The 22,935-nt window shown below is 68.3% G+C and carries 22 protein-coding genes; 12 read left to right on the top strand and 10 right to left on the bottom strand.

All coding sequences use genetic code 11. From position 1 onward, the window contains the following. Positions 1 to 76: 76 nt before the first annotated feature. A complete protein-coding gene (locus ACZ6YV_RS00375; protein ID WP_465507599.1) occupies positions 77 to 829 on the bottom strand; it encodes a TioE family transcriptional regulator in 753 nt (250 codons plus the stop codon). 41 nt (positions 830 to 870) lie between these two features. Continuing rightward, entirely contained in the window at positions 871 to 1,347 is a 477-nt protein-coding gene (locus ACZ6YV_RS00370) for a DUF6194 family protein (protein WP_465507598.1), read from the bottom strand. Between the two features lie 62 nt (positions 1,348 to 1,409). On the opposite strand from ACZ6YV_RS00370, the gene ACZ6YV_RS00365 reads away from it, so the two are divergent. Then, a complete protein-coding gene (locus tag ACZ6YV_RS00365) occupies positions 1,410 to 2,114 on the top strand; it encodes a MerR family transcriptional regulator (RefSeq protein ID WP_465507597.1) in 705 nt (234 codons plus the stop codon). Between the two features lie 146 nt (positions 2,115 to 2,260). Here the strand turns inward: ACZ6YV_RS00365 and ACZ6YV_RS00360 are convergent, their stop codons facing one another. Together ACZ6YV_RS00360 and ACZ6YV_RS00355 are read right to left on the bottom strand one after the other, a co-directional pair. Further along, positions 2,261 to 2,722, bottom strand: a complete 462-nt coding sequence (locus tag ACZ6YV_RS00360) for a peroxiredoxin (protein WP_465507596.1) — start codon at positions 2,720 to 2,722, stop codon at positions 2,261 to 2,263. Between the two features lie 37 nt (positions 2,723 to 2,759). Then, positions 2,760 to 3,014: a hypothetical protein gene (locus tag ACZ6YV_RS00355; protein WP_465507595.1), complete on the bottom strand. Its 255-nt coding sequence runs from the start codon at positions 3,012 to 3,014 to the stop codon at positions 2,760 to 2,762. Positions 3,015 to 3,128: 114 nt separating this feature from the next. Between ACZ6YV_RS00355 and ACZ6YV_RS00350 the strand changes: the two genes are divergently transcribed. The 5 genes from ACZ6YV_RS00350 to ACZ6YV_RS00330 all read left to right on the top strand — a co-directional run bounded on the left by ACZ6YV_RS00350 (position 3,129) and on the right by ACZ6YV_RS00330 (position 9,300). Next, positions 3,129 to 3,953 (top strand): class I SAM-dependent methyltransferase, encoded by an 825-nt coding sequence (locus ACZ6YV_RS00350; RefSeq protein ID WP_465507594.1) that lies wholly within the window; start codon positions 3,129 to 3,131, stop codon positions 3,951 to 3,953. 49 nt (positions 3,954 to 4,002) lie between these two features. Continuing rightward, complete coding sequence (locus ACZ6YV_RS00345; RefSeq protein ID WP_465507593.1) at positions 4,003 to 5,982, top strand: APC family permease; 1,980 nt, start codon at positions 4,003 to 4,005, stop codon at positions 5,980 to 5,982. 87 nt (positions 5,983 to 6,069) lie between these two features. Next, on the top strand, positions 6,070 to 7,632 hold the full coding sequence (locus ACZ6YV_RS00340) for an adenylate/guanylate cyclase domain-containing protein (protein ID WP_465507592.1): 1,563 nt from the start codon (positions 6,070 to 6,072) through the stop codon (positions 7,630 to 7,632). 213 nt (positions 7,633 to 7,845) lie between these two features. Continuing rightward, positions 7,846 to 8,517, top strand: a complete 672-nt coding sequence (locus ACZ6YV_RS00335) for a papain-like cysteine protease family protein (RefSeq protein ID WP_465507591.1) — start codon at positions 7,846 to 7,848, stop codon at positions 8,515 to 8,517. A gap of 9 nt (positions 8,518 to 8,526) precedes the next feature. Next, entirely contained in the window at positions 8,527 to 9,300 is a 774-nt protein-coding gene (locus ACZ6YV_RS00330; RefSeq protein ID WP_465507590.1) for a hypothetical protein, read from the top strand. Here ACZ6YV_RS00330 and ACZ6YV_RS00325 read toward each other — a convergent pair. From ACZ6YV_RS00325 to wecB, 5 genes are all read right to left on the bottom strand, one after another. Beyond that, positions 9,287 to 10,294, bottom strand: a complete 1,008-nt coding sequence (locus ACZ6YV_RS00325) for a helix-turn-helix domain-containing protein (RefSeq protein ID WP_465507589.1) — start codon at positions 10,292 to 10,294, stop codon at positions 9,287 to 9,289. The two genes, ACZ6YV_RS00330 and ACZ6YV_RS00325, sit on opposite strands and share 14 nt — an antisense overlap. A 34-nt stretch (positions 10,295 to 10,328) precedes the next feature. Continuing rightward, positions 10,329 to 10,691, bottom strand: coding sequence for a cytochrome P450 (locus ACZ6YV_RS00320; RefSeq protein WP_465507588.1), 363 nt, complete (start codon positions 10,689 to 10,691; stop codon positions 10,329 to 10,331). Beyond that, complete coding sequence (locus ACZ6YV_RS00315; protein ID WP_465507587.1) at positions 10,661 to 11,341, bottom strand: cytochrome P450; 681 nt, start codon at positions 11,339 to 11,341, stop codon at positions 10,661 to 10,663. The genes ACZ6YV_RS00320 and ACZ6YV_RS00315 overlap by 31 nt, the downstream gene beginning before the upstream one ends. A 98-nt stretch (positions 11,342 to 11,439) precedes the next feature. Next, positions 11,440 to 13,146 carry a DUF2334 domain-containing protein gene (locus ACZ6YV_RS00310; RefSeq protein ID WP_465507586.1) on the bottom strand — a complete coding sequence of 569 codons (1,707 nt, stop codon included), beginning with the start codon at positions 13,144 to 13,146 and terminating at the stop codon, positions 11,440 to 11,442. A 4-nt stretch (positions 13,147 to 13,150) separates the two neighbouring features. Continuing rightward, positions 13,151 to 14,365: a non-hydrolyzing UDP-N-acetylglucosamine 2-epimerase gene (wecB, locus tag ACZ6YV_RS00305; RefSeq protein ID WP_465507585.1), complete on the bottom strand. Its 1,215-nt coding sequence runs from the start codon at positions 14,363 to 14,365 to the stop codon at positions 13,151 to 13,153. A gap of 251 nt (positions 14,366 to 14,616) precedes the next feature. On the opposite strand from wecB, the gene ACZ6YV_RS00300 reads away from it, so the two are divergent. From ACZ6YV_RS00300 to ACZ6YV_RS00290, 3 genes are read left to right on the top strand one after another with little or no spacing between them, the layout of a single operon-like run. After that, positions 14,617 to 14,772 carry a hypothetical protein gene (locus ACZ6YV_RS00300; protein WP_465507584.1) on the top strand — a complete coding sequence of 52 codons (156 nt, stop codon included), beginning with the start codon at positions 14,617 to 14,619 and terminating at the stop codon, positions 14,770 to 14,772. Positions 14,773 to 14,783: 11 nt separating this feature from the next. After that, positions 14,784 to 16,085 carry a glycosyltransferase family 2 protein gene (locus ACZ6YV_RS00295; protein WP_465507583.1) on the top strand — a complete coding sequence of 434 codons (1,302 nt, stop codon included), beginning with the start codon at positions 14,784 to 14,786 and terminating at the stop codon, positions 16,083 to 16,085. 12 nt (positions 16,086 to 16,097) lie between these two features. After that, the gene (locus tag ACZ6YV_RS00290) at positions 16,098 to 17,180 is read left to right on the top strand and encodes a M20 family metallopeptidase (RefSeq protein WP_465507582.1); all 1,083 of its coding nucleotides are present in this window, start codon (positions 16,098 to 16,100) and stop codon (positions 17,178 to 17,180) included. A gap of 8 nt (positions 17,181 to 17,188) precedes the next feature. On the opposite strand, the gene ACZ6YV_RS00285 is transcribed toward ACZ6YV_RS00290, so the two are convergent. Beyond that, the gene (locus ACZ6YV_RS00285) at positions 17,189 to 19,141 is read right to left on the bottom strand and encodes an ATP-binding protein (RefSeq protein ID WP_465507581.1); all 1,953 of its coding nucleotides are present in this window, start codon (positions 19,139 to 19,141) and stop codon (positions 17,189 to 17,191) included. Between the two features lie 325 nt (positions 19,142 to 19,466). Here ACZ6YV_RS00285 and ACZ6YV_RS00280 point away from each other — a divergent pair, with 325 nt between their 5' ends. The 3 genes from ACZ6YV_RS00280 (at position 19,467) to ACZ6YV_RS00270 (ending at position 22,851) form a co-directional block, all read left to right on the top strand. Further along, the gene (locus ACZ6YV_RS00280; RefSeq protein ID WP_465507580.1) at positions 19,467 to 19,739 is read left to right on the top strand and encodes a hypothetical protein; all 273 of its coding nucleotides are present in this window, start codon (positions 19,467 to 19,469) and stop codon (positions 19,737 to 19,739) included. A 57-nt stretch (positions 19,740 to 19,796) separates the two neighbouring features. After that, positions 19,797 to 21,617, top strand: coding sequence for a glutamine--fructose-6-phosphate transaminase (isomerizing) (gene glmS / locus ACZ6YV_RS00275; protein ID WP_465507579.1), 1,821 nt, complete (start codon positions 19,797 to 19,799; stop codon positions 21,615 to 21,617). A gap of 67 nt (positions 21,618 to 21,684) precedes the next feature. Continuing rightward, positions 21,685 to 22,851, top strand: coding sequence for a serine hydrolase domain-containing protein (locus ACZ6YV_RS00270; protein WP_465507578.1), 1,167 nt, complete (start codon positions 21,685 to 21,687; stop codon positions 22,849 to 22,851). Positions 22,852 to 22,935: the final 84 nt, after the last annotated feature.

Here is a 22,935-nt window from a genome sequence, read left to right as displayed (position 1 = left end):
GCGCCGTAGCGCCGAAAGTAGGTTCCGTGATCACGGTCCTACTTTCGTAGGCGGAGAACGTGAATTGCCTGCGCGGTCAATTGCGGGGAAGTGTCATTGTCCCAAAAGTGTCACTGATTGCTTGCGCGCTGCCGAGATAGGTGTCCAGCGCGGCGGCGCCGGAGAGCAGGGCGCGGCCCCTCGCCGAAAGCCGGGAGTGCCAATCGCGCAGCGTCGATTCGAGCGGAACGACACCGCCCGCCGAACGGACCTGCTCGATCAGCGGAGCGATCCGCTCCAGGAGATAGCCACCACGTCTGAGCTGATGCGTCAGTTTGGCGTCGCGCACGTCGGCCGCGTTGTAGACGCGATAACCCGTCCGCGGATCGCGTTCCGGCCGAAGAAGGCCCGCGTATTCCCATTTCCGCAGGGTGGCGGGGCGGACACCGAGTTTCCGGGAGAGTGGCCCGACGAACATTTCGCCCCGCTCCTGCGGCACCGGTTCGAGGTCGCGGAGCGCGGCCGTGACGGCCTGGAGGGTGCGGCGGTCTTCGAGCAGTTGCGCGTGGCTCTCGTCGACGAGCCGCAGCGCCTCCTCGATCTCGCCCCGGTTGACCGCTTCCATGATCGACGACGCCGTCGCGTGGCCGTGTCCGGGCACCAGCGCCAGGAACGCGCGCAGGGCTTGCGCGTGCAGCGGTGTGTAGGTGCGATAGCCGTACGGGCTGCGCTCGGCGGCGGGGAGGATGCCGTCCGCCTCGTAGTTGCGGACGGCTTGCGTGGACAGACTGTGCTCACGCGCCAGATCGACCGGCCTGAGCCGTTCGCCGGTCTGAAGGTTTCGGCCCACCACCCGACAATACAGCCGAGGGACCCAACGCATTTCGTCCTCTAATCGCGTGAGGAATCCGCCCGACGTTCGTAACGCGCGCGGGCCTGCCGGTACGCCGAGTCAAGAAGCTCGCGGACGGCCGCTTCGGTCTTCGAAGCCGGGTTCACCACCGCCAGCCAGCCCGCGGTCCCGTACACGGGATGGGCGATCACGGTGTCCTCGACGCCGGGATCGACGTCGGTTCCGGCCGCTTCCCGAGGCGTCCGGCCGAGCCGCCGGGTGAACTCCTCCTTCCCGGCGTGGATGTTCACCCGGAAGGTGTCCGGCCGGTCCAGGCGCGAGGCTTCGTCGCCGGGGTAGTTCTTGGTCACGACCGTCGCGAAGGGCTGGACGTTCGTCGGGACGACGCCGTCGGGGGAGTAGTAGAAGAAGGCGTCGCCCCAGCTGAGCTCTGGCCAGCCGTCACCGTCCGAAGGGGTGAGGGCCAGGACTCCGTCGAAGCTCGACACGTGGCCGATGATCTCGTCGATGGTCATGTGTTCAAGCGTCGCATTAAAGTGCTGGTGGAGGGTTCGAGGACGTTTTCGAGGGGGCGACGGTGCCAAGTCTCAAAACCGCGGAGATCGCGCGCCGGGCAGGATACTCGGTCCAGCAGGTGCGCAACCTCGAACGCGACGGCGTGCTCCCGGCGGCGACACGGACGGTGTCGGGCTACCGGAACTACGGGGAGATCCACCTCCGGTCCGCGCTGGCCTACCGCGCGCTCGCCGCCGGGGTGGGGCCGGTCGAGGCCAAGAAGATCGTCCGGGCCCTGCACCAGGACCCGTTCCCCGAGGTGCTCGCGCTCCTCGACGCGGCCCACGCCGGGCTCGACGCCGAACGCGCGGAGCTCAGGGAAGCCAGGGAAGCCGTCCGGGTGATCTCCGGCGAACCGATCGAAGACGTGCGCGGCTCGGACTCGATGAGCGTCTCCGAACTCGCGTCGGCGCTCGGTGTGCGCCCGTCGACGCTGCGGCACTGGGACACGGAACGGCTCGTCGTCCCCGGCCGCGATCAGCGGGAGACGCGGCGATACACGCCGTCCCAGGTGCGGGACGCGCGGATCGTGCACCAGCTGCGGCTGGCCGGATACCGCGTCGAGCCCCTGCGCGCACTGATGCCGGAGTTGCGGCGGTCGCGGCGGCTGGAGGACGTCGCGTCCGCGCTCGCCGCCCGGGATGCCGGCATCACGGCTCGCTCGCGTGCGCTTTTCGAGGGTACTGCCGCGCTCTCGCTGGTCCTCGTGAGTGGTAGGGACGGTTAGGGCCAAAAGTGTCTTAGGTACCTACTGGATTCCTGCCTACCGCCTGATCGCAGGCCCGGTACGTGAAGGCCCCCTTCATTGCGCTAGGCGCAATGAAGGGGCCTTCACGTACCTCAAGCGGGCACGGACCCCTGAACCGAGGCACGTCAGGCGGTGGGTGTCCGTTCCCGCAGGGCCGCGAGCGCCTTGTCGGCGTGGACGTCGAACTTCAGCTCGCTCTTGATCACCGCGAGGACCTCGCGGTCGGTGCCGATCACGAAGGTGTGCCGTTTGGCGTGCAGCGGGCTGAACCGGCGCCAGACACCGAACTGCTTGGCGACGGTACCGTCCACATCGGACAGCAACGGGTAGTCGAAGCCGTGCAGGGTGGAGAATTCGCGCTGTTTGGTGACGCCGTCCGGGCTGATCCCGACGCGGTGGGCGCCGACTTCGCCGAATTCCGCGGCCAGGTCGCGGAAGTGGCAGCTCTCGGCGGTGCACCCGCCGGTCATCGCGGCCGGGTAGAAGAACAGCACGACCGGGCCGGTGGACAGGAAGTCCGACAGTGTGCGGTCCTGGCCGGTGTCGTCGGGCAGCGTGAAGTCCGGGGCGAGGTCTCCTTGGTCCATGTCCGGCTTTCGGAGCCCGGCGGGGACCGGATTGGTCTCAGCGGGCGCAGCGCCAGAAGACCGTCGCTTCATACGGTGAGATGACGAGTTTGGAGTACTCCTCGCAGTCGGTGAACCCGGCCCGGTCCGCCTGGGTCCTGGCGTCTTGGCGGGCGTAGAACAGCGCGAGGCCGAAGTCGCTCGACCCGTGACCGACGAACTCCCTGGTCTCCAGCGCGCTCGCGGATACCGGGGTGGCGATCGTGCCCAGGACGGCGGCCGCGCCGAGCAGCGCGAGCAGTGTTTTTCTCATGACGACCACGCTAGGCCGGAACAGTTCGCGATTCGCCCGCTGGTCGAGTGCCCCCGCTGCCTCCGTCCGGCGTAGGTGGCTTCGCACAGGGCGCGAAACGGATATCGTCGCGGCATGTCTTCTCGCAAAGTGGGCACTCAGCGTGCCTTCGACGCCGCCGCCGCCGATTTCGCCGCGCTGGGACGGCATCTGTGGGATCCGATCGGCGCGGCCACGGTGGCGGCCGCCGGGCTCAGTGAAGGATCCCGAGTCCTCGACGCCTGCTGCGGCACAGGGGCGTCGGCGATCCCGGCGGCACGGGCGGTCGGGGCCGGTGGTGTGGTGGACGCGATCGACCTCTCCGGTCCGATGATCGGCGAGTTGCGCCGGCTTTCGGCGGACTTGCCGCAGTTGCGCGCGCATGAAGCCGACGCGACGGCGTGGGACACCGACGGTTACGACTCCGTCTTGTCCGCGCTCGGCATCTTCTTGTTTCCCGACATGACCGACGGCACCGAGCGACTGATCAGCCGCGCCCGTCCCAGTGGGCGGGCAGTGTTCACCATCTGGCGCGGCGGGGCCATGGTGACGGCCGGTCGTCATGCCGGGCGCGCGATGGCCGCGGTGACCGATTCCGCGCCGCCGCCGGAACGTGAGCCCAGCCTGATCGACCGGATCGACCAGGCCGACACCTACGCCGAATGGCTTTCCGGCCGCGATTTGTCCGATGTGGACGTCGTGGTCAACGAACTCCGGCTGACCATGACGCCCGAAGTGGCGTGGCTGGTCGTCATCGGTTCCGGCTTCCGGGGCATCGTCGACGGTCTCGAACCCGGTGTCGTCGAGCAGGTGCGTGAGCGCTACCTCGAGTCTTTGAGCGCCGAGGGCGTGACCGAGCTCGACGCCACCACGTTGATCGGCTCCGGCACCGTCCGGCGCGCCGGACGATCCCTCACCTGATGGGTCGGGCATGCTGTGCCCCGCACACGAAAGTCGGGGGAGGAACAGCATGACCGAGGTACCGGAATCCGTTGTTCCGGATCGGGTGGACAGCCCGGTCCGGCAGGCGGCGCCGTCGAGCAAGGTCGGCCGGTGGCTGATGGAGCACCGGGTTCAGCCGGTGGGGCCGGAAAGCCACGAGGAGCACACCACGCCGCAGTCGTGGTGGAAGGTCATGTGCCTCACCGGCGTGGACTACTTTTCCACGCTGTCCTACCTTCCCGGCATCGCGGCACTGGCCGCCGGCGCTCTTTCGCCACTGGCGACGTTGCTGATCGTCGCGCTCACCCTGCTCGGCATGCTGCCGATGTACCGGCGGGTGGCGAAGGAAAGCCCGCACGGCCAGGGTTCGGTCGCGATGCTGGAGAACCTGCTGCCGTTCTGGCGTGGCAAGATCTTCGTCCTGGTGTTGCTCGGTTTCGTGGCGACGTCGTGGATCATCACGATCACGCTGTCTTCGGCCGACGCCACGGTGCACGCGCTGGAGAATCCACATGTGCCGTCCTTCCTGCACGGGCACGCGGTGCTGATCACGGTCGTCCTGCTGCTGATCCTCGGCGGGGTGTTCCTGCTCGGGTTCAGCGAGGCCGTCGGCGTCGCCATCCCGCTGGTCGCGATCTTCCTGCTGCTGAACGCCGTGGTCGTGGTCGCCGGGATCGGCGAGGTGTTCACCGATCCCACCGCGTTCGACCGCTGGACCGACGCGCTCACCTCCGGGGGCGGCGGGTTCGGCGGCGTCATCGGCCCCGCGATTTTGGCGTTTCCGTTGCTGGTGCTCGGATTGTCCGGTTTCGAGACCGGGGTGAGCATGATGCCGCTCGTCGCGGCCAAGGGCGAGAACGCCGAGCAGAAACTGGCGAACCGGATCCGCAACACCCGCAAACTGCTGACCGTCGCCGCGCTGATCATGTCGGTGTACCTGATCGCGACCAGTTTCGTCACCACGGTCCTGATCCCGGCGGAGCAGTTCAAACCGGGCGGCGAGGCGAACGGCCGGGCGCTGGCGTACCTCGCGCACGAACTGCTCGGCGAATGGGTCGGCACCGCCTACGACATCAGCAGCATCCTGATCCTGTGGTTCGCCGGGGCGTCGGCGATGGCGGGCCTGATCAACATCGTGCCGCGCTATCTGCCCGCGTACGGGATGGCGCCGGACTGGGCCCGCGCCGTGCGCCCGGTGGTGCTCGTCTACACCGCGATCTGCGTGCTGGTGACGATCGTCTTCAACGCCGACGTCAACGCCCAAGCCGGGGCGTACGCCACCGGGATCCTCGCGATGATGGTCTCCGCGTCGGTCGCCGTGGCCATCTCCGCGGCGAAGAAGCGGCAGCGCAAGGCCGCGATCGCGTTCGCCGTGCTGACGCTGATCCTGATCTACGCCTTGGTGGAGAACGTCATCGAGAAGCCCGACGGCCTCACCATTTCCGCGTTCTTCATCCTCGGGATCATCGTCGTGTCGCTGGTTTCGAGGGTCACCCGCACCACGGAACTTCGGGTGGAGCACATCGAGTTCGACGAGCCTGCCCGCCGGTTCATCACCGATTCGATCGCCCACGACGGCGCCCTGACCATCATCGCGAACCGCCGTCAGGCCGGGGACGCCGACGAATACCGGGCGAAGGAAGCGGAACAGCGCGGCATGAACCCGGTGCCGGGTGCCGCCGACGTCCTGTTCCTCGAAATCGACGTCATCGACCCGTCCGGCTTCAGCGACGTGCTGAAGGTGCGCGGTGTCGAGGTCGACGGTTTCCGTGTCCTGCGCGTGGAAAGCCCGGCGGCGCCGAACGCGATCGCGGCGATCCTGCTCTCGTTGCGCGATGCCACCGGTGTGCGTCCGCAGTGTCATTTCGAGTGGAGTGAGGGCAATCCGCTCGGGCACCTGTTCCGCTACCTGATCCTCGGGCGCGGCGACACCGCCCCGGTGGTCCGGGAAATCATCCGCACCAGCGAACGCGACCCTGCGCGGCGCCCGGGCATCCACGTCGGCTGACGACCCGCGTTCAGAGGACTGAATGCGAGGGTCCGACGGGTTTCGGTGTACAGTCGTTCACTCAAACCAGGGGAACGGCGGGCACGGGTGCGACCAGACAACGACTCCTCTGTTCGGGGCCGCGGGCAAGGGCCGTTCGGCTCGTGGCTGCTCGGGCCGCTCGATCAGGACGCGGCCGTGTTGCGCCGCCGCGTCCAGGGCCTGCTCACCGGAACACTGATCGCGACCAACGTCATCGGCGCACTGGTCGTGGTCGGGCTGGCGGCCCTGCTCATGCCCTCTCCCGGCATGTCCGGCGACCTCGTCCGGGTCACCGCGATCGCGGTCCCCGTGTACGTGATCTCCGCCGTCGTCGTGGGCGCGCTGTGGGGCACCCGCGGCGCCCTGCGGACGTTGCGCTGGGCGGCCGAGGGCCGGACGCCGAGCGACGCGGAGCGTGCCGCCAGCCTGCGGGTCCCCTTGCGTCTGACGCTGGTCCAAGCGGTGCTCTGGGGCGTCGCGACGGCAGTGTTCGGCGTGCTGGCCGCGCTGGTCCAGCCGCGGGTCGTCCTGACCGAAATCCTCGTCGTCGCGTTCGCGGCGGTGGTGGTCTGCGCGATCGCCTACCTCGCGGGCGAGTTCATCCTGCGCCCGTACGCGGCCTTGGCCTTGGCGGGCACTTCGCCGGCACGGCCGCTCAGCGGAGGCGTCAACCTGCGGATGCTGCTGTTCTGGTGCCTCGGCACCGGGGTTCCCGTGGCCGGGCTGGTGGTCACGGGGATCCTGGCGTGGGCGCGCGGCGACGTGTCGACCACGAAACTCGCCATCTCGGTGATCGTGCTGGGCCTGGTGGTGCTGTGCTTCGGCCTGCTGGTGACGGTGTTCACCGCCCGCGCCGTGGTGAACCCGATCCGGTCGGTGCAGCACGCGCTTGGCCGGGTTCGGGCGGGTGACTTCGCCGTGGAGATCCCGGTGTACGACGGCACCGAACTCGGCCTGCTGCAGGCGGGCTTCAACGGGATGGCCGTCGGTCTCGCCGAACGCGAACGTTTGCGGGACCTGTTCGGCAGGCACGTCGGCGAGGACGTCGCGAGTGAGGCGATGCGCACCTCCGCCGAACTCGGCGGCACCGTGCGGACGGTGTCGGTGCTGTTCGTCGACCTGATCGGCTCGACGGCGCTGGCCGCGAGCCGCCCGCCCGAGGAGGTCGTCGGCCTGCTCAACCGGTTCTTCGCGGTGGTGGTCGACGAGGTCGACCGCAACCACGGGCTGGTCAACAAGTTCGTCGGTGACGCCGCGCTCGCGATCTTCGGCGCACCGGTGCGCCTGGAGGACCACGCGACCCTCGCGCTGTCCGCGGGCCGGGCGATCGCGCGCAGGCTGGCGGCGGAGATACCGGAATGCCCGGCCGGGATCGGTGTGGCGACGGGTGAAGTGGTCGCGGGGAACGTCGGAGACCCACGGCGGTTCGAATACACGGTGATCGGCGACCCGGTCAACGAAGCCGCCCGGCTGACCGAATTGGCGAAGAACGCCGAAGCGCGGCTGCTCGCTTCGTGGACGGCGATCGAGTCGGCGGCCGAAGCCGAAGCCGGACACTGGAAGGCGACAGAAGACGTCACCTTGCGAGGCCGCAGTCAGCCCACCACGCTCGCGACTCTGCGGACCTGAACCCGGTGTCGGATTCACAGTCTTTGTGAACGGGTCGTGAATCTTGCGCGGCGGCTTTGGTTCGCCGTCCGCGAACCCGGTGTTTCCTGGCCCACGAGCCCGGCCCGCCCTGTGAACGATCACAGCGGTTCCCTCGCGACCGCTGAGGGCGTTGTCCCCGGAGCCGGTGCGGCGCACGGTGATCTCCCCATCCCCGTGTCAAAGGAGACATCTGTGAAGAGTCTTTCGAGGGCCGTTCTGGCCACCGGAGCCGCCGTCTTCGCGTTGAGCATGCTGCCCGCCACCGCCCTCGCGCAGTCCGGCGACGCCGGGGACCACCCCACCGGCCTGATCAAGACCCAGACCCACACTCAAGTGCGGGAAATCGCGCCGGTGGCCGGGACCGCGATGACGGTCGCCACCACGGCCGCCTCCAAGCAGCTGAACTACACCCAGCAGGTGCAGCAGCAGAACCAGTGGTGCTGGGCCGCGGACGGTTCGAGCATCGAGCGGTCGCAGGGCGGCAGCGCCACCCAGGCCCAGTTCTGCGCCGCGGGCAAGGGTTCGTCGGCCGGGTACTGCCCGAACCAGGCGGCCCAGATCTCCGAGATCGTCCGCGGCTTCCGTGGCACCGGGTTCTCCGCGCAGGACGCGGGCGGGCCGATCGGCTTCAACTCGATCGTCAGCCAGGTCGACGCCGGGATCCTGAACCTGACGGGGATCTACTGGACCTCCGGCGGTGGCCACGCCGAGGTGATCTACGGCTACGACTCGGCGAACCAGTCGATCATGGTCGGCGACCCGTGGCCCACCTACCAGCGCTACCAGACCTGGAACTACAACCAGTACCGGAGCAACGGCCAGTTCCGCTGGAACGACACCATCGTCAACATCCGGAAGGGCTGAGACGCGGTCATGAACACGATCTGCCGGAAGTTCTCCGCTTGTCTCGCGGTGGCCGTCGCGACACTGCTGCCCGCCACGCTTCCCGCCGCGGCGGGCGAGAAGGTCGTCCCGCCCTCGGCCGTCGATCTCGCGGCCGCCGTGAGCGTCGCCGGGCAGCCGGACGCGATCGGACTCGCGAGATCGAACTTCCGGCAGGTCGACCACATCGAACCGCAACGGATCACGATGGGGGAGAAGGGTTTCCCCGTCTACACCCTCAACCCAGACTTCGTGAAGGGCGTCGCCGGGGCGCCGGCGGGCGTGCTGAGATCCGTCGCCGTGACGGCCACCGCGGATTCCGGCCAGAAGGCGACGCTGCAGGCGATGCCGGAAGGCCCCGGAAAGTGGGTCGCGGCGAGCGTGTTCTCCGGGAACGACGAGGAGACCCTCAGCGACCGGATCCGGCCCGGTTCGGTCCTGCTCAACGAACCCCAGATCAACGGCTGGTACGAACTGCGTCCCGACGGGGTGGTGCTGCTGCAGGCGAGCCTGCCGCAGTCGCCGGTGGGGAAGCTCATGCCGGTTTCCGAGTACCAGCGGCAAGTACACGGCCGCTACGCCGACAAGCTGCCGGGATCGGACTACCAGCGCGACGGCGGGATCGGTTTCGCCCAGACCGTTCCCCCGGCCGTCGACACCGGTCTGCCCGTCTCGATCGTGGCCGGTTTGATCGCCGCGGGCGTCGCCGGGCTCGGTGTCGTCCTGTTCGCGGTGTGGCGGAGGCGCCGCCTCACTCCCAGATGAGGTCGATCCCCGCGATCCCGACGCCGAGATCCTCGAAGTAGGCGCTGACCGTCGCACCCGGCCCGGGGTGCAACGGCTCGCTGACCACGGGAGCCAGTTCTTCCCGCTCCCGCACGGTTTTGACGCAGCGGGCCGGGATCGCGCCCGCGTCGAAACGCATCCGGAGCAGGTACGCCGACATGCGCGCCCGCACCGTGCGGTGGAAACAGGTGGCCCGGACCGACGCGGCCAGGCGCAACGTGAACGCGAAGGTGTATGTCTCGCCTTCGGCCAAGCTGCGGTCGAAAAGGAGCTCGAACACCATTCCCGGCGAGGAGATACTTCGGCGCACTCTGCCTCTTCGGCAGCCGTCGGTGGCGAAGACCGTCGTGGCCTCCATGTCGGTGCCGTCTTCGTCCTGATGGGTCACCACGAAGCCGTCCGCGCCGGGCTCACGCGCCCGCACGACCATGGTCGAGGTGATCTCCGAGGCCCGGCCTTGCCCGGTCATGGTCAGCACGTCGACGACGGTCACCACGTCGAGCTTCGCGTTTCCCGTCGCACCGGGCGCGTCACTCAGTTCGTCCATCAGCGAGCAGGTTTCGGCCCAGCTCTGCCGCAGTTCCGCCACCGAGGGCCGGTGGTCGTCGCCGGGGGATCGCCGTTGCGGGCCGATCAGGACGACCAAGCTGTCCGGAGGCAGACCCAGTACCGCTTCGAGCGCGCGGACGATGTCGAGCGAGCGTGGTGTCGACGGATGTCGGAGCCCGCGCTGCCAGTAGCTCAAGGTCGACTCGGCCACGGAAACACCGCGTGCCGCCAGATGTGCTCGGATACGGGACAGGGAAAGCCCGCGATGCTCCACCGCTTCGGAGAGCGCGCGATGGAAAGGTCCGGACCTGACCGCGTCCGGCACCGATCGCCTCGCGCTGAGCTCCTCGCGTTCCTGGTACATGGGCACCCCCACCGACGCCGGGTTGGCGCAAAGCATGCGCAGTCCGGCGCCGGTCGGCAACCGTCAAAGGTCGAGAACCGGACTTTCCGCCCCGTCAGGCGAATTCGAGCCGCAGGCTTTCCATGCCGCGCAGCGTCACCTGCTTCACCCAGACCGGGTCGGCTGTCCGGCGGAGGGTGCGGCCGGTGCCCAGCAACGTTTCGAACAGGGTCCGGCCCTCCAGGCGTGCCAGCGGGGCGCCGAGGCAGAAGTGGATGCCCTGCCCCAGCGCGAGATGCCTCGGCGAGGGACGGCTGATGTCGAAGCTGTCCGGATGCTCGTACGCGCGCGGGTCGCGGTTGGCCGCTCCCAGCAACACGACCGCCTGAGCGCCTTCACCGACGGACTCGCCGCCGATGGTCGTGTCCCGCGAGGCGATCCGCATGGTCAGCTGGACGGGGGAGTCGTACCGGAGCATCTCCTCGACCGCGTTCGGGATCTTCGACCGGTCCTCGGCCAGTTTCCGGTGCTGGCCGGGTGGTTCAGCAGCGCGAGAGTGCCGTTGCCGATCAGGTTGGTCGTCGTCTCGTGGCCGGCGATCAGCAGGAGCATCGCGGTGATCACCAGCTCGCCCTCGCTGAGCCTGTCGCCCTCGTCGGACACCGAGACCAGGTCGGAGAACAGGTCGCCGGTCGGCCGCTTCCGCCGTTCCTTCGCCAGCTCGCGGAAATAGGCGACGAACTCGCGCCGGGCGGCGACAGCGGCGGTGACGGTCTCCGGCGAGATCAGGAAGGACGGGTCGAGCGCGCGCCCCATGGCGTGCGACCAGCCTTCGAAACGGTCGCGGTCGGCCAGGGGAACCCCGAGCATCTCGCTGATGACGACGACCGGCAGCGGCCTCGCGATCTCGGCCATCAGGTCGAATTCGCCCTTTTCGAGCGCTTTGAAGACGAGCTCCTTCGCCAGCTCCTCGACCCTCGGGGCGAGCTGCTCGACCATCCTCGGCGTGAACGCCTTGGAGACCAGCCGCCGCAGCCGGGTGTGATCGGGCGGATCGAGCGCGAGGAACGACCGGACCACCCGGCCCTGGTCGTCCACCGGCTCGTTCTCGTGCGGATCCGGCAGCACCTCCGGCTCCGAATGCCCGAACGCGGGGCTAGAACGGATACGGATCGGTCCTGGTCTCCGGCGTGAGCAGGTTCTCGAGCATGACCCCGATCCTAGGCTCAGGCGCCGAGGACTTCCGCCGGTGTGGCGAAGCGGTACCCCAGCGCCTGCAACGAGTTCACCAGGTCTCGCAGCCCGCCCTCGCCGAGGAACGGGTGGTAGAAGAAGCCGGCGACGTTGTCGCGGACGACGAGCGCGCTCTGGGCGTCGGCCAGCATGTCGACGGCGGTCCGCGAGGCGTGCTGGTTGAACGCGACGGGCGCCACGTTGCCGATGTTCTCGGGGATGACGTTCGCGCCGTAGACGTCACGCACCGGGTACGGGAAGAACTGGCCGTACACCTGTTCCGACGTCGCCGTGGCCGTCGAACCGCAGCGGCCGCCGGGGCAGAAGCCCGCGTAGTAGCTGCCGCGGTCGTAGCGGGCCTGGAAGATCCCGGTGGTCTGCTGGTAGTCCACGGCGGAACCGCCGTAGTGCGGGAATTCGAACATCGTCGGCTCCGGGAGACCCACCCGCCGGAATTCCCCGAGGCCGGTCGCGATGCGCTGGTCGAACCACTGCGCCGAGTCCTCGGGCATCGGGCCGTCCATGCGCACGGCACCCGCGCCGTCGACACTTGCCTTGGAGAACTCGAAATCGCTCGCGCTCACCCCGTCGTACGGGTTCGGGCCGCTGTCGCTCTGGTGGCTGTAGCCGTGCATGACCAGCGTCGCGCCCGCTTGGACGGCGTCCTTGAGCACGGCGACCAGGTCCGGCGAATCCACCAGCCGCGCGGAGGTCGGGCTGCCGTCGTTGGCCCGGCCCTGGGGATCCGCGTAGTACGGATAGACCGCGAGGGAGAACGGGATCTTCTGCCCGATGAGGAAGTCCGTGACCCGGCGGAGTTCGTCCGGCTTGGTCCGCGGGCCGACGTCTTCGAGCCGGATCAGCGCGCGGTGCCGGTTCGGCGCCTGCGGGGACAGGACACCCAGCAGGATGTCGGCCGCGGCGAGGTAGCGGTCCTGCGCTTCGGCATACGCGTAAGGAACTTCGGCCACGTACGTCAACTGTCCTGAGTGGACAGCCCAAGGCGACGGGGTGCCGCCCGGAGCACTCGCCTCAGCCAGGATCTGGACCTGTGTCCGGTCGCGGACGTCGATCGCGACGACCCCGGTGCCCGAACGGGGATCGCGGCGCAGGGGAGTGCCCTTGTAGGTGACGATGGTGGGGTTGTCGTCTCGATAACCCTCCGCGCGCCAGCCGGGGACGGCGCGCAGCTGCCAGATGTTGGCGCCGATCCAGACAACGGGGACCCGCGCCGCGCTGACGTCGCTGAGGAACGCCTTCGGCAACGCCGCGTCGGAGACCGAGCCGAGGTAGACGATGGCCTGGAATCCGTCCACCTGCCGTGGCCGGTAGTCGGCGGCGGGCTGCATCGTCCAAGCGGTGCCACGGGAAACGAGGTTCGCGGTGAACATCGCGTACGCCTCGGCCGTCCTGATCTCTTCGGGCGGGGAAACGGTCCCGTCCTTCTTCCGCCCGTCGTCGTAGAGCACGAGGGTCTTCCGGTTCGGATCGCCGCCGGGGCCCGGTAGACCCGCTTTGCCCGCTCCGGGAAGCCTGTCGGCGAGCGACACCGGCGTGGCGGGCGGCGACGCCGTGACCGGATCCGTCTTGGTGACCTCGACCAGGACGACCCCGGCGACGGTGACGGCGACGACAGCGACGACGGCGAGCCGGAACCAAGCGGGCAGGCGAAAACGCCGCGTGCCCTTGTCCTTCGTCATCGGGTCAGACCTCGACCGGATCGTTCGCGGTCGCCGGCCGGAACGGGGCTGGCAGGTCCGCGGCCAGGCCCAGCAGATACGCGAGTGCCTGCTCCGCCCGTTCGGCGGCGGCGCCGTCTCCGAACGGGTTTCCGCTGCTCATCATCCGCGTACGTGCCGCCGGGTCGTTCAGCAGATGCTTTGCGGCCGACACGATCTTTTCGCGATCCGTACCGACGAGCAGGGCGCAGCCGGCGTTCACGGCTTCCATGCGTTCGGTGACGTCACGGAGCACCAGGACCGGGACGCCGAAAGTGGGCGCCTCTTCCTGGATGCCGCCGGAATCGGAGAGCACGAGGGTGCTGGCGGCCAGGGTCGCCGCCAGTTCGGGATACGGCAGCGGGCCGGTGATCAGCGCGCCCGGCGTGTCCGCCAGTTCCTCGCGGACCAGGTTTCGCACCTCCGGGTTCGGATGCGCGGGAAGCACCACCCGAAGTTCCGGATCCGCGGCCGTCAGTTCGGCCACCGCGCGCAGGACCCGCCGCATCGGCTCGCCCCAGGATTCGCGGCGGTGGAGGGTGACCAGCATCAGCTTGACCGCGCCGCGGGTCGCGTTTTCGAGCAGTGTCGCCAGTTCCGGGTTGTGCACCGTGGTGGCCTTGTCCGTCACCGTGAGGATCGCGTCGACGACGGTGTTCCCGGCCACGAGCACGGTCTCGCCGGGCACTCCCTCGGCCAGCAGGTTCGCGGCGGCGTCGGGAGTGGGGGCTAGGTGGAGGGCGGCGGCCTGGGTCACCAGTTTCCGGTTGAACTCCTCCGGGAACGGCGCGCCAAGGTCGAACGAGCGGAGGCCCGCCTCGAGGTGCACGACGGGCACGCGACGCCAGAAAGCGGTGAGCGCTCCGGCCAAGGTGGTCGTCGTGTCGCCTTGGACGACCACGGCGGCGGGCGGCCGCCGCTCGGCCACTTCTTCCAGACCCGTCAGGAGGCCGGAAAGGAGTTCCGGTTGGGAACCTGTTCGCCGGTTCAGGGTCAGGTTTTCATCCGCCGTCAACCCGAAGGTCGCCAAGGCCTGGCCGACCATTTCCGGATGCTGTCCCGTGGCGACGATCACGGGCCGCATCCGGCCTTCGGAAGCCAATGCCCTGGCCACCGGAGCCAGTTTCACGGCTTCCGGGCGGGTTCCCGCGACCAGCCAGATTTCGGGCATGACGTCGGTCTCGTTCTGTGCGTTACGCACCTGGTCCTTCTTCCGGGTTCGCGCTTAGGTACGGCGTGAATTCGTCGTTGAAGTCACGAAAGACTGGTAGGTGAGGCGAGGATCACTAACTGATAGTCACCTTTACGGGGGATCGTCGCCCGCGAACGTTAACACAGACGGGGTACTGTACCCACCCGAAAGGCTGAATATCGCTTCCAAGGGTGACCCTTCGCTCACGGTGTGAAAACTGTGAGTAGATGTTTGTGGCGCCCCTTGCCCGAAGGAAAGACATGTCGATGGTGCCGGTGGGCCCGGTCAAGGTTTCCGCGCTCGGAATCGGCGCGACGATGGCCGGCGCGACGGTGAGCACCGTGCTCGCGGCGGTGATCGGGGCGATCGCCCTGCTGCTCATGGCGCGTTCGCTGCACCTTCGCTTGAAGGACTGAACCACCCGCTCATGACGAATCCCGCCTTCGCCGCGACCATGATGCTGTTGCTCCTGTGGTGGCCGGCGCACAACATCCTGCTCGCGGCGTTCGCGTGGCGCACCGGGCGCCCGCGCCGGTCCGTGGCCGCGCGCGGCGAGGGGCTGGAGTTCTGGATCGTCATCCCCGCGCTCAACGAGGAACGAGTGGTCGGCAACACCGTCCGCAACGCGCTTTCGCTTGGCACGAAACGGAATCCGGTGCGCGTCCTGGTCATCGACGACGGCTCGGACGACGGCACGCCGGGCGTCCTCCGCGAGGTGACGGACCCGCGCCTGCACGTCCTGCGCCGTGATCTCCCGCAGGCCCGGAAGGGCAAGGGCGAGGCGCTGAACGCCGGCTACCGCTACATCCTCCGGTTGTGCGAAGCCGAGGGAAGCGTGCCGAGGACGATCGTCGGCATCATCGACGGGGACGGCCGGGGCAGCCCGGGAATGCTGCGCGAGGTGGCCGACGTGTTCGGCGACCGTGGCATCGGCGCCGTGCAATGCCGGGTGCGTATTCACAATCGACGCAGTGTGCTCGCTTTGTTGCAGGATTTGGAGTTCGGTGCGGTCGCCGACGCGTCGCAAAGCCTGCGCGATCTCGCGGGCAGTGTCGGAATGGGTGGAAACGGCCAATTCACGAGACTCGGTGTGCTGCGCCGCTTCGATCCGGCCCCTTGGTCGGACTGTCTGGTCGAGGATCTCGAACTCGGGCTGAGGCTGCACGTCGCCGGTATCCGGATGCGTTATGTGAAATCGGCCTGGGTCACTCAGCAGGGCCTCGTCGATCTGCGCCGTTTGTTACGGCAACGCACCCGATGGGCGCAGGGAAATTTGCAATGTGCGAGGCATTTGCGGGAATTGCTGACTTCGCGGCATGTGGGCAGTATCGGTCTCTTGGACTTCCTCGCCTATCTCGTGACGCCGTGGCTGACCGTGCCGTTGTCCTTGGTGGTTTCACTGTTGTTCGCGGGCACGCTCGTCGCTTCCTGGTCGGGTGTCACCTTGGGCGGGCTGATCGCGCCGCCGTCGGCGTTGCCGGGCGCGGCCTTGATCGGCGTGGCCGTGCTGCTGGTGCCCGGTCTGGTGTGGGCGGTCGTGCACCGGCTGCGGCTCGGCGAGGAACCGCTCCATCGGTGCCTGCTCGCGGGGCTTCTCTATCCGGGATTCCTGGTGCTAGGCGTGATCGCGACCTGGCGGGCCCTGTTCCGCGTGCTCGCCCGCCGCAACAGCTGGACCAAGACCGAACGCTTGAGCGAGGACGAGGCCGTGCCCGTCGGGGCCGCCTGAGAAAGTGTCGGTATGACTGTCGACGCTATGATCGAAGACCTCAGGACGCTCGTCGAAATCGAGTCGCCGTCGGGTGACATCGAGGCTCTGACGACGTCGGCCCGGGCGGTGGCCGCCCTCCTCGAAACCCGCCTCGGCGGAACGGCGACCCTGGTGGAAAGTGCGGCGGGGCCGCATGTCCGGTGGTCCGGCGGTGGTGAGCCGCGCGTGTTGATCCTGGGGCACCACGACACCGTGTTCCCGATCGGCACGCTGGCCCGCCGCCCGTTCGCGGTGACCGGCGACCGCGTGACCGGCCCCGGGGTGTTCGACATGCTCGGCGGGCTGGTGCAGGCGATCCACGGCCTGGCGGCGCTCGGAGACCTGACCGGGGTCGAGATCCTGGTGACGGCCGACGAAGAGACGGGCTCGCACGAATCCCGGGCGCTCATCGAGGATCGCGCCCGCGCGTGCGGCACGGTGCTCGTGTTCGAAGGCGCGGCCGACGGGGGCGGCCTCAAGATCGGCCGCAAGGGATGCGGCACTTTCGAGGTCGTCATCACCGGCCGGGCGTCGCACGCCGGTCTCGAACCGGAGGCCGGCGTGAACGCGCTGACCGAAGCCGCGCATCAGGTGCTGGACATCGTCGCGCTCGGCAGGCCCGAAATCGGGACGACCGTCACCCCGACCGTCGCTTCGGCGGGAACGGCGAGCAACGTCGTGCCCGCCTCCGCGACCGTGGTGGTCGACGTCCGGGTCGAGTCCGCCGAGGAGCAGGAGCGCGTCGAGGCCGGGTTCGCCGCGCTCACCCCGCGTCTCGACGGGGCGGAAATCGAGGTGCGAGGCGGGATCCACCGGCCGCCGATGCCCGAGTCGGCCGCCGTGGACCTCTTCGCCATCGCGGAACGACTGCTGCCCGGAGTCGCCGGTGTGGCCGTCGGCGGCGGGAGCGACGGAAATCTCACGGCGGCGATCGGCGTCCCGACCCTCGACGGGCTGGGCGCTGTCGGGGGAGGCGCGCACGCGGATCACGAGTACCTGCTGGTGGGGTCGATGGTGGAGCGGGCGGAACTGGCCACCGGGCTGGTGACGGCGATCCGGGACTCCCGCAAGTAGTCGACTGATCAGTCTGTGGCGCTGATCTGAGTTCGAGCTTGGTCGGCGCGATGTTTGTTGCCGTAGCTGTCGAAAAGCGTCATTGCTTCCCGCCAGCACGCGATGGCCTCCACGGGTTTACCCATCTCACGAAGAGAGGCGGCCATCGTGTCCAACGGGTTCGCGATGGAGAGGGGAGCGCGAATCGCCCTGGCTTGGGCGATGGCGGCGCGGCAAAGTTCGATGGTCTTGTCGTGGTCGCCGAGCCCCTGGTGAAGCTGGGCGATGGCGTTCATCGAACCGACCTCACCGAGGTGGTCGCCGACTTGACGACGCAGGGCGAGTCCGCGTTCGCTGTGCTCGAAGGCCTGTCGAAAGTGTCGCAGGGCACCGTACGCGCACCCGATGTTGCCTTCGATGACGGCTTCCATCCGTTCGCCTTTTCGAACCCAGCGCAACGCTTCGAAAAGGTGATCGAGGGCCTGTTCGTATCGTCCTCGTTCGCTGCAAAGCCAGCCAAGGCCATTGAAGACGACCGACAGCCTGCTCTTGTCTTCCAGCGTTCGTGTCAGCGGCAAGGCGTTGTCAAGCTCGGCCAAGGCCTCATCCCAGCGTCTCAGCATCGTGAAGGCCTCTGCGCGTCCGACGAGGAAGTATGTTTCGGCGAGCTTGTCCTGTGACCTTTGTGCGGCTCGCAGCCCTGTGCCACCGACGTCGAGCCAGTCGCTGAGGTTGCCGAGGAGAATGAGAAAGCGACAGTTGTGCGCCAGGGAGACGCTGTGCGGGTATCTCCCGGAGTTCGCGGCGAACCGCAGAACGGCAAGGCAATTGAAACCCTCCGCCATGAGCCAGGCCATCGCTCCCTGTTGATCGTCGAACGGTGGCGGCGGTGACGGTGCCGTAGCGTGCAGCGGAAGCCTCGTGTGAGCTGGGAAGACCAGTGCATCGCAGGCATAGGCGGTGCGCACATACCAGTCGAGAAGTGACTCCAGGGCGAGGTCGCATGTTTCGAAGCCGTCGTGGAGATCGGCTTGTTCGGCCGCATAGGCGCGAAGCAGATCGTGGAAGCGATAGCGATGGGCGGCCACCTGTTCGATCAAGTGCGTCGCCGTGAGAGCTTTGAGGAGCCTGCGAGCGTTCTTCAGGTCGAGGCCACCGAGAGCCGCGGCGGCGTGCTGACTCAGGTCAGGACCCGGATGAAGGCCCAATCTTCGGAATATCTTCGCCTGTTCCGTGGTGAGTCGCTGATAGGACGAATCGAATACCGCGCGGATGGCGGCGCGCTCGTCCCCTGAGCTGCTCAAGGCATCGAGTAGCTCGCCGTCTTCGGTCAGTTCACCGATGACGTCTGCGACCTTGATAGGTTCATCGATGGTCAAGCGGCTTGCGGCGATCCGCAGGGCCAAGGGCAGCCGGGCGCAGAGCCTGATCAATTCGGCGACGGCGGCGGGTTCTTCCGCGGCCCGATCCGGGCCGATGATCCCGGTCACCAGTTCCCTCGCTTCGCCTGAGCTGAGGAGATCCAGGGTGATGCGGGTGGCCGACTCGGTGACGACCAAACCGGTGAGGCTGTCCCGGCTGGTCACGATCGCCATGCAGCCGGCCGTGGCCGGCAGAAGAGGTCGTACCTGGTCCGCGCTGTTGGCGTTGTCGAGCAAAATCAAGATTCGGCGGCCCGCCAGTAAGGAACGGTACAAGCCCGCCTGCGCCTCGACGCCTTGTGGCATGCGGCTGGGAGGCGTGCCCAAAGCACGAAGAAAGCCGTCCAGGACCTCGCCAGGGGTCGAGGGTTCGCCAGGGCCGTAGCCTCGCAGGTTGACATACAGGGTCCCGTCGGGGAAACGGTGCTGGACCCGATGTGCCCAGTGGACCGCCAAGGTGGTCTTGCCGATCCCGGCTGCGCCGTCCAAGGCCGAGATCACCACGGCGTCCAAGCCGCTCGCGGGTCCGTTGCCGGAGAGCAACGCATCGAGAGCGGTCACTTGGTCGGCTCGGCCGGTGAAGTCCCGAACGGCCAGTGGCAGCTGTCGTGGCACTACGGCCTGAGCGGGATCGGAGAGGTCAGAGCCGCTAGGAGCTGCTCTGTTCGAGTGGGGCTGACCTGCCATGCGTCCAGTCTGGTCGCGGGATCGAGGTCGCAGTAGCACGAGCTGGTACCGCCACTCCGATGGAGCACCTCGTTTGTTCACTGCCGCACACCTTCTGCCAGTGGGGTTGGGTTTGTGCGCGGAGCCGGAGGTCGATCGTGAAAACGCCAGTTCTTGCCCGATTTCGGGCAAGAACTGGCGCTTCAGGGTCTCGATGTGCATGATGGGTCCAGTGGAGGACGCGGACATTGTCGAGCAGGTGGCCTTGTCGACGGGTCTGTCGACGGCCATCGCCGCCCGTGTCGTCGAGGACGTCCTGGCGTTCTACCGGCAGTCGGTCGAGCAGTACGTCCGGTCGCGGCACGCCCAGTTGCAGGCCGAGGGCAGGAAGAACCCCGAGATCTTCCCGCTCGTCGCCGAGGAACTGAGCCGTCGCCTTGTCGCGCCTCCCGACCTGTCCGAGCGGCAACTGCGCCGCATCGTCTACGGCTGACGGAACACGCCCGGTCTTCGCGTACCCCGTCCGTTTTCTTTGTGAGGTTGACTCTTCATGTGCGGAATCGTCGGCTACATCGGCGGCCAGAACGCCGCCCCCATCCTGATCGAGGGGCTGACGCGGCTGGAATACCGCGGCTACGACTCGGCCGGGATCTCCGTGCTGGGCGGTAAAGGCGCCCAGGTGCACAGGATCGTGGGGCGGGTGCGGAACCTGACGGCGGCCCTGCCGAAGCGGCTCGCCGGCAAGGTCGGCATCGGGCACACGCGGTGGGCGACGCACGGCCCGGCGACCGAGGCGAACGCCCATCCGCACGTCTCCGAGGACGGCCGGATCTCCGTGGTGCACAACGGGATCATCGACAACGCCGACGCCCTGCGCGAGCAGCTCGGCCAGGTCGGGGTGACGCTGACCTCCGAGACCGACACCGAGGTGCTCGCCCACCTCATCGCGAGGTCGGGCGCGAAGACCCTCGAAGACGCTGTCGTCGAGGCCGTTTCCCGCGTCACCGGTACCTACGCGATCGCGGTGACCGACACCGAGCACCCCGACCGCGTCGTGGTCGCGCGGAACGGTTCGCCGCTGATCATCGGCGTCGGCGACCGGGAGATGTTCGTGGCCAGCGACCTGTCCGCGCTGGTCCGGCACACCTCGCAGGTGGTGCACCTCGACGACGGCGAGTTCGCCAGCGTCTCGGCCACGGGCTACCGCACCTTCACCGTCGACGAGAGCGACACCGGCAAGGCCGCGACCGAGATCGACATCCAGGCCGACGACCTCGATCTCGGCGGCCACCGGCATTACATGTACAAGGAGATCCAGGAGCAGCCCGAGTGCCTGGAGCGCATGATCCGGGGCCGTCTCGACGACCGGTTCGGAGTGTCCCGTTTGGACGGTCTGAACCTGACTCCCCGTGACCTGCGCGGTTTCGCGAGGGTGAAGATCCTCGGCTGTGGCTCGGCCTACTACGCGGGCCAGATCGGCGCGACGATGATCGAGGACCTCGCGCGGGTCCCGGCCGACGCGGAGGCCGCGTCCGAGTTCCGCTACCGCAACCCCATCATCGAGGCGGACACGCTCTACATCGCGGTCAGCCAGTCCGGCGAGACCGCGGACACCGCGTTCGCCGTCGAAGAGGTCAAGCGCAAGGGCGGCCGGGTGGTCGGCCTCGTCAACGTCGTCGGCTCGACGATCGCGCGGGCCTGCGACGGCGGCCTGTACCTGCACGCCGGTCCGGAGATCGCCGTCGCCTCGACCAAGGCGCTCACCAACATGGCCGTCGGCTTCGCGATGATCGCGCTGGCGCTGGGCCGTGTCCGCGATCTGTCCAATGCGGACGGACAGCGCATCGTCGCGGCGATCCGGGCCCTGCCCCGGCAGGTCGCCACCATCGTCGAGGCGGAGTCCCAGATCGCCGAGCACGCCAAGATCTGCGCGGATGCGCGGAGCCTGTTCTTCATCGGCCGGGTCCGGGGCTTCCCGGTGGCGCGGGAGGGTGCGCAGAAGTTCAAGGAGATCTCGTACCGGCACGCGGAGGCCTACCAGACCTCGGAACTCAAGCACGGCCCGCTCGCGCTGATCGACGAGGCGCTGCCGACGGTCGCGATCGTGCCGTCCGACAACCTCGCCGACCGCAACATCGCCGCGATGCAGCAGATCAAGGCGCGCAAGGGCCAGGTCCTGGCGATCACCCACGACGACGTGGACTTCGGCGATCTCGACGTGCCGCGGTTCGTGGTCCCGCGTTCGGAACCGGAACTCGACCCGATCCTGCTCACGATCCCGCTGCAACTGCTCGCCTACCACGCCGCGCTGATCCTCGGCCACGACATCGACAAGCCCCGGAACCTCGCGAAGTCGGTCACCGTGGAGTGACCCTGATCTTCGAAGACCGGGTATTTCCCTGATGTCCCCGCTGCCCGGCGCGGACATCATGTGTGACATGAAGCTACCGGTTGTCACAGCATTCGTCGCCGTCGCGGCGGCCCTCACTTCGGTGCCGGCCGCCGCGGCGTCCGACCTCGGAAGGCCCGATCCCGCCGCGTTGTCGGCGGCGATCAAGGACCTGCCCGACAAGGACACGACGGGGGCGCTGGTCCGGGTCACCGGCGACTCGGGTTCCTGGTCCGGCACCTCCGGGGAGTCCGACGTCCGCACCCATGCCCCCGTCCGGCCGGACGGGTTCTTCCGGATCGGCAGCACCACCAAGGTCTACACCGCCGTCATGGTGCTGCAGCTGGCGCAGGAACACCGGATCGACCTCGAACAGCCCGTGCAGCGATACCTCCCCGGGGTGCTCCCGGCGGACTATCCGCCGATCCCCGTGCGCACCCTGCTCGACCACACCTCCGGGCTGCCGTCGGTGGACATCCCCGGTCTCTACGAGTCGAAGTGGATCCTCGCGCACCGCTACGAGCACTGGAGCCCGCGCCGGGTGGTGGACACCGCGCTGCGCCACCCGATCGACTTCCAGCCCGGTACGGCACAGAAGTACACCAACACCGCCTACGTCACGGCGGGGATGCTCGTCGAGAAGGTGACGGGGAAGTCGTACTCGCGCAACCTGCGTGATCGCATCACCGCTCCGCTCGGCCTCGGGCACACCTACTATCCGGAGGACGACCCGCGCCTGCCGAACCCGGCCGCGCGCGGTTATCTGGACGTGGGCGACAAACGGATCGACGTCACCGAGATGAACCAGTCCATCCCCGGTGCCGCCGGCGCGATCATCTCCACGGCCGAGGACCTCGACAAGTTCATCACCGGCCTGTTCCGGGGACGGCTGCTCGGCCCCGCCGTGATGCCGCGCCTGTTCGCCGTGCCGGATGTGCCCATGTTCGACGGCAGCGGCCGGGCGAGCTACAGCCAGGGCCTGATGAAGCTGAGCCTGAACGGGATCACCGTCTGGGGGAAGACCGGCAGCCGGTACGGCTACGCGAGCGGGATCTTCGCCACCTGCGACCTGTCCAGGATCGTGGCGTACTCGGTCAATCCCACGACGAAGTCTCCGGACGGCCAGCCGCTCATCGTGCAGAAGATCGCGGACGCGGCGAGCCGTAGCCTCCCGAAGTCCGGCGCGCTCAGCACCGGCACCGCGTGCCCCTCCTGAAGTCCGTGAAGGCCTCCGATTGACCGGCGGCCATGTCGCGAAAGCCACTTTCGGGACATCAGACGTCGCGAAAGTGGCTTTCGC

Source organism: Amycolatopsis sp. NPDC102522 (assembly GCF_055584485.1).
This window is presented reverse-complemented; position numbering and strand designations above follow the sequence as displayed.